Raw genomic sequence first — 12,997 nt, 5'->3', positions numbered from 1 at the left:
CCCGTCCTACGCTCCCTGACGGCCTATGACCACTGACCCCTTGGAATTACTCATCTAGCCTGCAAGCCCCGCATCATTGACTGTTAGGCCCTCATGACAGACGACAGAGCGCACGGCCACGCCCCTCAGCCCCAGCTGGACACGTCGGTCCCCCAATCGGCGCGTGTGTGGAACTACTGGCTGGGCGGCAAGGACAACTACCCGTCCGACCGCGCCGTCGGCGACCACATCCGTCGAACGAACCCCCACATCGTCGAGATCGCGGTGGCCGCCCGCGCCTTCCTCGTACGTGCGGTCACCCATCTGACCCGCGACGTGGGCATACGCCAGTTCCTCGACGTCGGGACCGGACTGCCCACCGCGAACAACACCCACGAGGTGGCACAGGCGATCGCACCCGATGCGCGTATCGTCTACTCCGACCACGATCCCCTCGTTCTGGCCCACGCCAGGGCCCTGCTCGTCGGCACCGACGAAGGCGCCACCGATTACATCGACGCGGACCTGCGCGAGCCGGACGTCATCCTCTCCCGGGCAGCCCGGACCCTGGACTTCGGTCAGCCCATCGCCCTGATGCTCATGGGGGTCGTCGGCCACATCACTGATGACGAGGAAGCGTATTCCCTCGTCCGACGGCTCGTAGCGGCTCTTCCCCCGGGCAGCCATCTCGTGCTGTACGACGACACCAATGTCATTCACCCCGAGACGATGAACGAGATGACGCGGAGCTGGAACGAAACCGGCCAGAACCCTCGGGTGAACAGGACACCGGAGAAGATCGCCGGGTTCTTCGAAGGGCTCGAACTCCTGGATCCCGGGGTGGTGTCCGTGAGCCGCTGGCGTCCTGACCCCATCGAGGTGGGCGAGACCGTCGAGGTCGACGACTTCTGCGGGGTCGGACGCAAGCCCTGACACACCCGCAGGCCCGAACGCGCTCAGCGGGGCTCGGGACCCTCGAGTCCGCTGAGTCCGCGCCGGGCGCGCTCCACCAGTTCGAACGCGGCCCGTCCACGCACCGCGGAGCTGGACAGTGCCGAGAACACACGCCGGTACGGTTCGACCGCGTTTTCCTCGGTCAGGCAGAGCTCGGCGCCGATGGTCTCCACCAGGACCCGGTCGTCGTCGAAGATCCAGAAGCCGTGGGACGGGACCACGTCCGTGCTGCGCCGCATCGGGACGACGCCGAGCTCGATTTTCCCTGATTCGAGAATCGCCCCGATGTATTCGAGCTGAGCAGCCATGACCGTGTCCGGGGCCAGGCGGAGGTGCAGAGCCGGTTCCCACACAAGAATGTGGAACGACTTGTCGGGGTCGTCGAGCACACGCTGGCGTTCGATCCTGGCGTCCACAGCCCTTTGCCCGTCATCCCGCACACGATGGAGTCGCACCCCTCGCCGAAACATGAACCGCGCATATCCTGCGGTCTGCAGGAACCCCGGGATGCACGAGGATTCGAAGATCCGGAAATTCCGCGTCTGTTCATCCAGCGGAAAATAGGATTGCTGACGCGCTTCGTGCCCGACCGAGAGCTGACGCCGCCAGCTCGCATAATGGGTTTCCAGGGACCGGAGCTGAGCGACCAGTCCCCCCGGCTGCTTCCCTGCGCCCGCACAGCAGCGCCCATGAGTGCAGGTCCTCCGTGCTCGCAGTCTGCTTGCCGTGCTCCAACCGCGACACTTTGGACGGGTGCCGTCCCGCCCTCGCAGCCAACTCACGCCCGGACAGCCCGGCCCCCTCACGGAGTTCGCGCAGGCGAACCCCGAGGGAGACTCGGGCCGTCTGATAGTCGGTCATAGGGCGCGGGAGGCCATGTACTCGGGGAAGGTCAACGCGTGGTGCCAGGCGGCGTCCCGTGCCCGCACGGCAGCGAGCACCTCTTCCGCGTCTTCTGTCAGGGTGGCCCCGAGGAACCGGTCCTCCTCGAACTCCAGCCGGGCCACCGTTCGGCTGTCGAAGACCCAGAAGTCGTGCCCGGGGAGTTCCGCCACGATCGGATGAGTTCGCGGCAGGTACCGGATGTCCTCACCGACACCGAGGTTGTAAGGGGTACCCCACAGCTCCCAGCGCAAGTAGTCCGAAGGCGGATCGTCGATGAGGCGGACCCGTTCCATGCGCTTTCCGATGGAGAGTTCCTCACGCATCATCTGCAGCCACGGCCGGAACCACTCCACTCCCGGGTCCTTGCCGGCGAGCCATTCCTGGAATGGCTGGTTCAGACGTAACGGCGGGGCTGCCGAAGGGGGCGGCCCCGCCGTCGTCGTGCGTGGGGGCAGTTGTTGCCGTCGTCGTTCATCCCAGCCTCCTCATCCGTGCAAGGGCCTCGGGCCCTGAGGTCCGTGCTCAGTAACGAGCCCGCAGAACCATGACAGCCGAAACCGTCGCTCCAACCAATGCCCTTGCGTGGGATTGCGGCCAGGGGGCGGTCCACCGAAACGACCGACACTGAGCGGCGGACCGGGCGGGGAGCACTGTGGGCGCCCTCCGCTCAGCCGGCCGGTTCGCAGAAACGCAGAACGTTCCCGAACGGATCGGTGACCTCGACCGTAGGTCCGCCAGGAGCATCGCGGTCGATGCCGGGCCGAAGCCCCCGATAGGGGCGTCCGGAGATGTCCGTGTGGAAGGCGGCGGCGTCGGCAACGGGTATCCACACCGCCGTGCCGGGCGTGCCGTCACCGTGGTGCTCGGACAGGTCCAGCACGGTCTCGTCACGACGAACCCGCAGGTACAGCGGTATCCCGGGCTCGAAGCGGTGCTCCCACTCGACGCTGAAACCCAGGTGGTCGAGGTAGAACCCTCTGGCCAAGGGCTCGTCGAGGATACGCAGTACCGGAACCGCGGCGCCCGATCCGGTGCCCGCTCCCGCGCGCGAGGCGGACAGCGCGGCCGATGCGGTCTTCCAGTCGGCGAAGCCGAGCTGCTGCGAGACGATCTCCAGCGCACGGCTGTGGGTGATGGCGACGTCGGTCGCGGCCAGGCTCCTTCGGAGCGCCCGCGCGGCGGCCTTGGCGTCGTCCGGGGTGAGATTCATGGGCTCTTCGCAATCCCGGTGCCGGAGATCCGGAAACCCGGAGGCCGGCAGGCCTGAAGGTCCGGATCCGAGGATGTGGTCGGTGCCCGCATTGCCGTCCGGGGCACCGTGATGCTCACGAGAACCTCTGACAGAAGAACCGTGCGATGTGTTCACCGGACCGAGGACCTCGGCGCGGGCGGCGGGCCCATCGCGTGCCTCTGCCACCAAGGTACCTACCGGGCGCTCGGGCTCTGACGGACGCACGGCGAACCGAACAAGTCCGCTGAACGCCGCTGTCAACGAGTCCCAGGACCGCATGACGTCCGAAGCCCAGGCCTGGACCCGTTTCAGTTCGCGGCGGCCGAGGCGGGGTAGGGCGACCCGGGCACCGCCACAACCGGAAGCCGCTCCTCCGCCTCCTTGAGGAGGCGCACGGCCGGCCACGGTGGCGACCTGACGGAGAGTCAGGGGTTCGGCGGATCGACGGACGACAGGCAGGTGGCTTCGGCGCTGGTCTGTCGGGTTGCAGGGGTGAGCTGGGTGGGGTGTTCTGTGGTGTTGCCTCGGGGGTGGTGGCTCGTCGGGGCCGGATCTTAGCCCGGCCGGGCCCTCGCGCAACCCTCGTCGGCGCCACCCCGACACTTTCTCTGGGCGGGAAGGTGTCGGCGTTGCGGTGTGTGGATCGCGGCGCCTCGGGGTGTGCGCTCCGGCCCTGTTCGCCGGGCTGACCCGACCCACCTCGACGAACCCCCTTCACCCCCGAGGCCCCCTGGCAGCCCAAAAGAACGGGATCAAGGGCGAACAGCAACTACCTCACCCCCTGGGGTGCTTCATTGCGATCAACGGTCGAGGCGTGTGCGTGGCGGCTCGCTCCTGCGACGGCACAAGCAACGGCACAGGCCGCCCGGCGCACTCCCGGTAGAGCATTGCGTCTCAGGGGTGACACGTGTGCGGATGGCCTCCGGGCCCCGGCCGCTCCGGGTGCGGCGCTGAGGCCGAGGGCAACACATGCGCGGGATCGGACAGCCCCGATTGCTGGTGGGCCGAGTGGTACGGATGCCCTGTTCCGTGTCGTTGTTAGTGCTCACAACAGCACTGAGAACGTTGTCAGGTGCTCATAACAGCACTACCAACGACCGACAACGGCGGCTCGGGCACCGTCCTGGACCCGGTACAGGCCGGGCCGCGCGAACGTCCAAGCCCGATCACACCCCGGTGCGGTCAAGACCGGCCGCCACAGGTGTGCGAGCGGCGACCGTCTTCTGTGGAGATTCTCCAGGGGTTGCACTCGGTGCCGGTGGCCGCCGGCGGGGCGGCCATCACTGGGCGCGGGCCTGGAGCACCTCTGAGGCCGAAGGCGCTCGCACCACCGGCCCCGGCGGAGGTTCAGGCATCCTCGGCGCAGCGGTGGTGCCGGCACCGCTGGCGGGGGTGTTTTCGGTGCGGGAGTGGCGGTACTTCAGGCGGTTGTGCTTGGAGCACAGCGGCTGCAGGTTGGCCGCGGTGGTGGTGCCGCCGTGCGAGAACTCGGTGATGTGGTCGGCCTCGCACTGCGAGACCGGCACGTCGCAGCCACCCGGCCAGGCGCAGGTCGTGTGGCCGATGAAAGCGGCGGTGCGCAGGTAGCCCGGCGCCAGGCGGTGGGCCCGGCCCAGGTCCAGGGGCAGGCCGGTGCGGTCGTCGAAGATCAACCGGCGGATCTGCGCCGTCGGCGCCATCGCACGCACGGCCGACAGGGCGAGCACGTTGCCGTCCTCGGTCACCGCCATGCCAGAGGACACGGGCACACCGGGGAAAGCGGGGTTGCCAGGGAAAGCCGGGTTGCCGGGAGAGCCGGGAAAGCCGGGCGGGCCGGTGTTGGTGTTGGTGCCACCTGCGGTGCCGGTGTTGGTGGCGCTGTCACCGCCGCCCGGGTCGGGGCCAGAATCGCCGCCCGAACCGGGGCACGAGCCGGGCGGGGATCCGGTCGCCCCGGCCGCGCAGCCGGGGGCGGTTGCCCCGGTGGTGTTGGTATCGCCGTTGGCACCAGCGGTGGTGGCGCCCGCGGCGCCGACACCGTCGGCCCCGGCGTTGCCGTTGGCGTTGGTGTCGTTCTTGAAGGCGAAGCCGAAGCCCATCAGCGCCGACAGGGGCACGGTGATGTTGATGACCGCCTTGGTCCCCGGCGGCTCGGTGCAGCCACCGCCAGAAGCGGAGCCATCAGCATCAGCAGAAGAGTCAGCAGCATCGGCAGGGTCTCCCGAGGCGAAACCGACGGGGCCAGCACCCGCGTCAGCACCAGCGGTGCCGGAGGCGTTGCCCTTGCCCTTGCCGGTGACCTCGGTCCCGGCCTTGGTCTTGATGTTGGTGTGGCCGTGGTGGCCGTGGGCGAACCCCATCGCGCAGATGAGCGCGTCGTAGGTACGCCCGTAGCGCGAAGTCACCGCCTCTCCCGGCGGGATGAAGCCCAGGTCGGAGCCACCGGCGTTGCCAGGGCCACCGGAGGCGGCGGAGGCGGCCTCGGCACCGTCGGCGCCCGCGCCGTTGGCGTCGGGGGTGTTGGTCTTCTCCGTGGTGCCGTAGGGGGCCGTGAACGAGGCCAGCGCCGCCTTGAGGCGCTCACCATCGGAAACCGGGCCCCAGGCCTCGAAGGTGAACCCAGCGAAGTTGGAGCGCAGGCGCGCCCCGCGTTCGGCGAAATGGGCCTGCTCGTCCTTCTCCGCCCGGCGGGGGTTGAGGGCAAAGCCCAGGGCGCGGGCGGCCTGGTCGAAGTTCTTCACCGACATCGACGCCTTGTGGTCCTTGAAGGCCATCATCCCTGTGTCCACCTTCGCCCGGTACTCATCGGCGTCCGGGTGGGCCTCGGTGTCGCGCTTTTTCACCTCGCGCTCCACCCCCGCCGCCACCGCAGCCGCCTCACCCACCGTCAGGGCGCCCGCCTCGATCGCGGCCGCGGTCTCGGGGATGGTGCCGTGGTGCAGGTTGCGGGCCAACTCCATCAACCGCTCGGCCTCGTTGGGGCCGATCCCCCAGGCGTGGGTCACATACGCCTTGATGGTTTTCTGCCCGCCCTCGGCCAGCAATTCACCGGAGGCTTCCATCTGCGCCAACGGCGCGAGCATGGAAAAGGTGAGCTTGTCGATCTGTTCGCGCACCGCCGTCATGCGCTCCAGAACGGTTGCGGCCGTACCGAAAGGCACATCCCCGGACAGAGTCTGGATGAACACCGTCACCGCGGTCATCAGCGCGGACACGGCCGGGTCCGGGCCGGTGCCCGGGACCGAGTGCGCGTGGTCGGTGGTGTCGTTCGCCATAATCCAACAATACGCACGGGGTCCAAGAATGGGTAGTGCCCTCCAGGGTAGAAGGCCCTTACCTATTACGGCCTCATGGCCACCCGCTGCCCCTATTTCCGGCCGCCCACATTCTCCGAAAAATGAGCTTGTGGATAACTCCACGGGGTGCCTTTCCTCGGGTATTCTGGAGCGGGGGAACCCTCACTCATAAACCACCCCCGCACCAGAGAATCTCCGAATCTGGGCGGGTCGAGCGCGCAGGCGCGCGCAGCACGCACTCGGAGAATCTCCGAACCCGACCAGCCCGGCCGCCCGCACACCCGCCACCCCCGAGACTCGATGCGCCACCGGGAGTGCGCGGGGCGGCTTGTGCCTTCGCGGGAGCGAGCCACCATGCCCACGCCCCGACCGTTAGCCGCAGTGGGGCCACCCCAGGGGGTGTGTAGTTGCCGTTGCCGTTGCCCGTGCCCACCGTTCTTTTGGCTGAGGGCGGGCGTCTCGGGGGAGCGGGTGGTTCGTCGATGCGGGTCGGGTCAGCCCGGCGAACAGGGCCGGAGCGCACACCCCGAGGCGCCCAGATCAACCACGCACAACGCCGACACATCCACTCCGGCCCGGAGATCAGGGGGTGGCGCCGACGCGGGTTGCGCGCAGGGCCGGCCGGGCTATCGTTCCCGACCCCGACGAACCACCACCCCGAGGCAACACCACAGAACCCCAGCCCTCCTCACCGAGGGAACCCCCACGCGCTACGCACCACCGCACCCACGCACCCACGCACCCACGCGCTCCAACACGCCCCGCCAAGGTTCTCCGAAACCGCTGGCATCACCTCAACGGCCTACGCAAGAAACAGAAGATCCGAGCAGTCACACTCGGTTTCAGCCGCACACCCATCGCACAGAACATGAGAGGCCAGGCCGCGAGCTACCTGCCCCCACCACCGCCCCTCCACCCCACGAGCCGAACGATCCGACCAAGCCCAGATGACCGGCTCAGGGCCCCAGCGGCCGGTACTCCCCCGGCTCCGGGACCCGCTCCCCCACGGGCACAGGCCCCGGCGCAGTCCCTCCGCCAAACGGCGACCCGCCCAGCGCCTCGCGCCCGTGCGGGGTCAGCCACTGGCGCGGGTCAGGCCCCCGGGCCACGATCCGGGTCGGGTTGATGCCCTCGTGCACCCAGTAATAGTGCACGCGGATGTGGTCGAACTGGGTGGTGTCGCCGAACCCCGGTGTCTGGAACAGGTCGCGCGCGTACGCCCACAGCGCCGGGTACTCGATGAGCTTGCGGATGTTGCACTTGAAGTGGCCGTGGTAGGCGGCGTCGAACCGCACCAGGGTCACGAACAACCGGATGTCGGCCATGGTGATGTGGTCGCCGACCAAATACCGCCGGTCGGTGAGGCGTTCCTCCATCTCGTCCAGGCGGGTGAAGAGCCGGTCGACGGCGCGGTCGTAGCGTTCCTGGTCGGGTGCGAACCCGGAGCGGTAGACGCCGTTGTTGATGTCCCGGTACACCCCGGCCCCGATCTCCTCGATCTCGTCGCGCAGGGGTTCGGGGTACAGGTCGGGGGCACCTTCCCGGGTGAGACCGCCCCATTCGGTGGCCATGTCCAGGGCGAGCCGGTCGTAGTCGTTGCTGACCAGGTGGCCGGTGGGCACGTCGACCAGCCCCGGAACGCTCACGCCGCCGTCGTATTCGGGGTCGCGCGCCAGGTAGGCCTCGCGCAGCGCGTGGATGCCCAGCACAGGGTCGCGGTCGCCCGGGCTGCCGGTCTCCTCGGTGAACACCCAGTGCGGGTCGCCGTCGATGATCTCCTGCTTGGGGTCGGTCACCGCTAGGGAGATCGTGTTCTCCAGGCCCATGAGGCGGCGGGTGATGACCGTGCGGTGCGCCCAGGGGCAGGCGCGGTTGATGACGAGGCGGTACCGCCCGGGCTCCGCCGTGCGTTCGAACCGTCCGTCGGCGGTGACGCGATCGTCGAACGCCGCCGGTTCGCGCTTGATCTCTTCGGTCGGAATCCGGTTGGCACGCACGGTCCTGCCCCTTTCCTCGCGGTCGTTCGTGTGCGGACTGGCGGTGGACCACCGGTGGTGGTTCGCTGCGGGTGGTCCTGCCCCGCGCCCGGGCGTTTGTCACCGGCACCGGGGGGTCGGTGGCGCAAGAGACACAGCTCCCCTCGGGGTGCTCGGGTCAGGGCGCCCGCCACCCGAAGGCCCCGCGGCTCCGGGGTAGGTGACGGCGTCCGGGGAACAACGGCAGTACGGAACGTGACCCGGTCCGGCGCGGCCGTTCCGGCCCGGGTCGGAACGGGTCGGCCCGGGCTGGATCGGGCCGGTCGTGGCACACGCCCGAATGACCGGCCGATGGCCCTTCGGCACCGTCCGCGAGGACCTCGGACCTACGTGGTCGCACCGGCCACACCGTGACACTCTCGTCCGTGGAGGAATGGCAATGAGCACCGCGACGAACACCGACACCACCTGCGTGATCGTGGGCGGCGGGCCGGCCGGGATGATCGCCGGGCTCCTGCTCGCGCGGGCGGGTGTGGAGGTGACCGTGCTGGAGAAGCACGCCGACTTCCTCCGCGACTTCCGCGGGGACACCGTGCACCCGTCCACCCTGCGACTGCTCGACGAGCTCGGGTTGGCGGAACGTTTCGCCGCACTGCCCCAGACGCGGTTGGAGCATGTGGCCTTCCCCGTCGACGGCGGTTCCGTGACCATCGCCGACTTCACACGGCTGCACACGCCGCACCCCTACATCGCGATGGTGCCGCAGTGGGATCTGCTCGACCTGCTCGCCGACGCCGCACACCAGGAACCCACGTTCACGCTCCGCATGAACACCCGCGCGACCGGCCTCCTGCGTGAGGGCGAGCGCGTGGTCGGCGTCGAGTACGAGGGGACGGACGGCCCGGGGCAGATCCGCGCAGACCTGACCCTGGCCTGTGACGGGCGCCGTTCCCTGCTGCGCGATCTCACCGGGCTGGATTCGAAGGACTTCCCGCTGGACGTGGACGCGTGGTGGTTCCGACTGCCCGGGAGCGGGCCGGAGGAGCTCGCCCTGTCACCGAGGGCCGGTGCCCGGCGCTTCATGGTGGTCTTCCCCCGCGAGGGGTATCTGCAGATCGCCTACATCGGCCCGAAGGGGACCGACGCCGAGCTGCGGGAACGGGGTGTCTCCGCCTTCCGCCGGGACATCGGCGAACTCGCGCCCGAGCTCGCCGAACGCACCGACGCCCTGACGTCGATGGACGAGGTCAAGCACCTGGACGTACGCATGGACCGGCTGCGCCGTTGGCACACCGACGGGCTGCTGTGTATCGGCGACGCGGCCCACGCGATGTCGCCCGTTGGAGGGGTGGGCATCAACCTCGCCGTGCAGGACGCGGTGGCCGCCGCGACCCTGCTCGCCGGCCCGCTCCGCCGGGGTCGGCCCACCCCCGCGCAACTGGCACGGGTCCGGCGCCGTCGGCTGCTCCCGACGATGCTGGTCCAGGCGCTGCAGCGCGGTATCCACCGGAACGTGGTCACCCCGATCCTCACGGGGCAGCGAGCGGGCCCGCCCAAACCGGTCATCGCCGCCCTCCACCGGTTCCCCGCGCTCACACGCCTGCCCGCCCGGCTCGTGGGACTGGGTCTGCGGCCCGAGCACGCGCCTTCGTTCGCCCGGAGGGCGACGGACGCTCGGCGGGGTGCACCGGCCTCGGGCGCCAAGGGAGACCCACGGGGATCGTAGGGCGCACACGCTCTGCCGACCTCGCGGATCGCGCGGATCGCGTGCGCCTCGCGGGTGCACGTCCTGGCTCTCACCCGCGCCTCGCGAGACCCGTCTCGGCCTGTCTCGACTGTCGCTACGGCTGCTCCTGCTGCTGCCACTCCAGCCCCCGCGCCTGCTCCCGCTCCATCGCGTTCCTCCGGTTCTGCTCACGGATGCGGTCGGCCGCGTCGGCGTACTGCTGTTCTTCGGGGGTCAGGGGGAGGTCGGCGGCGGGGTCGTCGGCGCTGTAGGTGCGGATCATGAGGGGCTCCTCGTGCGGTGGCTGTGGCTGTGGCTGCAGCCGTGTCTGTGTCCGTCGCTGTGGTTGTGGCGTTGCGGCACGGGCGTCAGGTCGCGATGGGTCCGCCGATCTGGCGGCCGGGGTTGCGCAACCGCCGTTCGAGCTCGTCGGGTGTGCGTTCCATGAGGGTCGGGGTGACGCCGTTGATTCGTGCGGTGGCCATCCACCAGTTCGTGGTGCGCCAGATGCACCAGTGGTGGCCGTAGGTGCGCCGGAGGTGGGCGAGGTCAGGGTCTGGATCAGGATCCGGCTCCGGGCTCAGACCCAGGCCCGGCCCCGATTCCGAGTCAGAACACGAAGCCCCATAACGGGTGGCTTCCGAGGCCGGATCCGGCCTCGCTCCTGGGCCCAGCTTCGGTTTCGAGCTCGTGGGAGGGGTGGAGGCATCCATTCACATCGCCTCCCCGGCGTGCGCGCCGTTTCCGAACGTGTCGTGCCCGAGAGCGTCGCCCGCACGCGGTCCGCTCTCAAACGGTCCGTTTTCGAGCGGCCCGCACGGGCGTGGGCCGCTTTCCGGAACGCTCCGCTCGAGCGTGTCTCCCGCGAGCGAGTGACGTGCGAACGGGTCACGCGTGAAGGGCTCCCGTGCGAGCAGGTTCTGGACGAACTGGTGCAGGGCAACTCGGGCGAGCCGGGCGAGGTCTTCGGGTTGGAAGGCGTAGCACCGCACACGCTGCGCGCGCCTGGTACGCACGGCGTCCCTGGCGCGCGTAGCGCGCACCGCACGTGGCGCAGAGATTCCAGGCGTCGTAAGCAACTCGGGCGCCCCGTCATCACCGGGGGGCGTGTAGACCCCGTAGGGCTTGTATCCCGCGTAGGGCGCGTAGTCCCCGTAAGGGCTGTAAGCCCTGTGGCCTGCGTATACCCCACGGCCCGGACGGTTCCCGATGGTCGGCCAGGTCGGCGAGGCCGGCGACGGAGACGGGCGCGACGTGGGCGCCCCGTACCTCAGGTGCCATGGGCTCCGTGGGTGCTGTGAGTGCCGTCGGTCGCGCTCCATGGCGCACACCTCCAGGGAGGAAGCCGGATGGAAGGTCCGGCGATGAATGCGTATGACCATCATGCGATATGGAACATGGAATAATCAAGATGCGAATCGCAAGTGGATGATATGTCTGGTTCCCCCGTGCTGGCCTATGATCAGGCAGGCCAGGAAGTGAGACGGAGTGGCCGACAGCAGATACAGCCCCAGCGCACGACGTCGACGTCTGTCGGCCCTGCTACGCCAGATGCGCGAAGAGCGGGGCCTCAAGATCGAGCGCGTGAACAAGGAGCTGGGGTGGTCGTCCGGCAAGCTCAGCCGGATGGAGCGCAACGAGTGGAAGCTGCCCTCGATGCGCGACATGAAGGACCTTGCCGACCTCTACGAGCTTCCCGAGCCCATGCGGGAGGCCATCGTTTCCCTCGCACGCGAGTCCCGGGTCCGGGGCTGGTGGGTCGACTACAAGGACGTCCTACGTGGTGGGCTCGCGGACTTCGAGTCCGGCGCTTCAATGATCCGCACCTTCGAGGCACTGCTCGTCCCCGGCCTCTTCCAGACACCGGAGTACGCCGCGGCTGTCCTCCGCGGAAGCCGCGTTCTCAGCGACGGGGACATCGACCGGAAGGTCGCCGGGCGAATGCGCCGCCAGGAGGTCCTCACCTCAACGGATCCGCCCCGAGTCTGGGTTGTGGTGGACGAAGCAGCACTCCGCAAGGCCGTCGGAGGCCAGGAGGTTATAAAGGGGCAGATCCAGCACCTCATCAACCTCGCCGAGCGCCCGAACATCGACATTCAGGTGCTCCGAGACGAGGCCGGATCGCATGCCGGCATGGAAGGGGCCTTCATGATCCTGGACTTCCCCGATCCGGCCGACCTCCCACTGGTGTACCTGGAGACGGCCACCGAAGACCTCTACTTGGAAGAGCCGGAAGCGATACAGAACTACGTGGCAAGCTTCGGCCACCTGTGCAACTCCGCCGACTCGCCCGAGGCATCCGTTCGGTTCCTGAAAACCCTCGCCTGACTAGGAAGACCCCCGATGCATTCATCCGCTCACGAGCTCATCTTCCGCAAGTCCTCCTACAGCGGTCGAGGCGACAACTGCGTAGAGGTGGCCGACGCACCAGGCCGCTCCGCTGTCCGTGACACCCAGAACCGCGAGGCCGGTCACCTCTCCTTCAGCTCGTCGGAGTGGAGCGCGTTGCTCGCCGGCGTGCGCTCCTCCGAGTAGCGCATAGCAAGAAGGGCGTCGGAGCTACTCCCAGCTCCGACGCCCTTCACGTGTTCCCAGAGAAGACACCGCCAGCAGGACGATCGCTGTCGTGGCCGGCTGTGGCCACGCGGTGCCTACCGACAGCGGGTAGGTGAACGTCATGGCTGAACTGATCTTCCGTAAGTCGAGCTACAGCGACCGCAACAACTGCGTCGAGGTTGCCGATGCCTCCGCCGGTTCAATCACCCGGGAGACGCAGGCCCCGGCAGGCGACAGCGCCCACTTCCGGACATCCAGCTACAGCGACCGCAGCGACTGTGTCGCCTTCGCTGACACACACGGCGGCGCTCTCATCCGCGACTCCCAGCACCCCGACCTCGAACACCTCCCCTTCACCGCCACAGAGTGGATCGCCTTCCTCCGCACCGCCGAAACGTAGACAGACGCGCGAGGG

General features: G+C 68.9%; 11 protein-coding genes and 1 pseudogene. 5 read left to right on the top strand and 7 right to left on the bottom strand.

All coding sequences use genetic code 11. The features are described 5' to 3' along the window. Positions 1-93 precede the first annotated feature (93 nt). Positions 94-912: an SAM-dependent methyltransferase gene (locus tag D456_RS0120895; RefSeq protein ID WP_051049517.1), complete on the top strand. Its 819-nt coding sequence runs from the start codon at positions 94-96 to the stop codon at positions 910-912. A 23-nt stretch (positions 913-935) separates the two neighbouring features. On the opposite strand, the gene D456_RS27965 is transcribed toward D456_RS0120895, so the two are convergent. The 6 genes and pseudogenes from D456_RS27965 to D456_RS0120865 all read right to left on the bottom strand — a co-directional run bounded on the left by D456_RS27965 (position 936) and on the right by D456_RS0120865 (position 8,321). After that, complete coding sequence (locus D456_RS27965) at positions 936-1,442, bottom strand: DUF5753 domain-containing protein (protein ID WP_338036332.1); 507 nt, start codon at positions 1,440-1,442, stop codon at positions 936-938. Between the two features lie 37 nt (positions 1,443-1,479). After that, positions 1,480-1,794, bottom strand: coding sequence for a helix-turn-helix domain-containing protein (locus D456_RS27960; protein ID WP_338036331.1), 315 nt, complete (start codon positions 1,792-1,794; stop codon positions 1,480-1,482). Further along, positions 1,791-2,213, bottom strand: a pseudogene (locus D456_RS24715) (DUF6879 family protein); the annotation flags it as partial. The pseudogene D456_RS24715 and the gene D456_RS27960, both read right to left, overlap by 4 nt. A 272-nt stretch (positions 2,214-2,485) precedes the next feature. Beyond that, positions 2,486-3,028, bottom strand: a complete 543-nt coding sequence (locus D456_RS0120880; RefSeq protein WP_017578120.1) for a glyoxalase superfamily protein — start codon at positions 3,026-3,028, stop codon at positions 2,486-2,488. 1,301 nt (positions 3,029-4,329) lie between these two features. After that, complete coding sequence (locus D456_RS0120870; protein WP_017578119.1) at positions 4,330-6,303, bottom strand: HNH endonuclease signature motif containing protein; 1,974 nt, start codon at positions 6,301-6,303, stop codon at positions 4,330-4,332. Positions 6,304-7,280: 977 nt separating this feature from the next. After that, positions 7,281-8,321, bottom strand: a complete 1,041-nt coding sequence (locus D456_RS0120865) for a glutathione S-transferase family protein (RefSeq protein ID WP_017578118.1) — start codon at positions 8,319-8,321, stop codon at positions 7,281-7,283. A 418-nt stretch (positions 8,322-8,739) separates the two neighbouring features. Between D456_RS0120865 and D456_RS0120860 the strand changes: the two genes are divergently transcribed. Further along, positions 8,740-10,026, top strand: a complete 1,287-nt coding sequence (locus tag D456_RS0120860; protein ID WP_017578117.1) for an FAD-dependent oxidoreductase — start codon at positions 8,740-8,742, stop codon at positions 10,024-10,026. 115 nt (positions 10,027-10,141) lie between these two features. Here the strand turns inward: D456_RS0120860 and D456_RS27165 are convergent, their stop codons facing one another. Continuing rightward, on the bottom strand, positions 10,142-10,309 hold the full coding sequence (locus D456_RS27165) for a hypothetical protein (RefSeq protein WP_017578116.1): 168 nt from the start codon (positions 10,307-10,309) through the stop codon (positions 10,142-10,144). A gap of 1,205 nt (positions 10,310-11,514) precedes the next feature. Here D456_RS27165 and D456_RS0120840 point away from each other — a divergent pair. The 3 genes from D456_RS0120840 to D456_RS0120830 all read left to right on the top strand — a co-directional run bounded on the left by D456_RS0120840 (position 11,515) and on the right by D456_RS0120830 (position 12,982). Continuing rightward, entirely contained in the window at positions 11,515-12,354 is an 840-nt protein-coding gene (locus D456_RS0120840) for a helix-turn-helix domain-containing protein (RefSeq protein ID WP_026116079.1), read from the top strand. A 15-nt stretch (positions 12,355-12,369) separates the two neighbouring features. Next, entirely contained in the window at positions 12,370-12,561 is a 192-nt protein-coding gene (locus D456_RS0120835) for a DUF397 domain-containing protein (RefSeq protein ID WP_017578112.1), read from the top strand. Positions 12,562-12,703: 142 nt separating this feature from the next. Next, positions 12,704-12,982: a DUF397 domain-containing protein gene (locus D456_RS0120830; RefSeq protein ID WP_026116078.1), complete on the top strand. Its 279-nt coding sequence runs from the start codon at positions 12,704-12,706 to the stop codon at positions 12,980-12,982. Positions 12,983-12,997 lie beyond the last annotated feature (15 nt).

The sequence above is a fragment of the Nocardiopsis kunsanensis DSM 44524 genome, assembly GCF_000340965.1.
GTDB lineage: Bacteria > Actinomycetota > Actinomycetes > Streptosporangiales > Streptosporangiaceae > Nocardiopsis > Nocardiopsis kunsanensis.
Note: the sequence above shows the minus strand (reverse complement) of the source record. Positions and strands in the feature narration are given on the sequence as shown.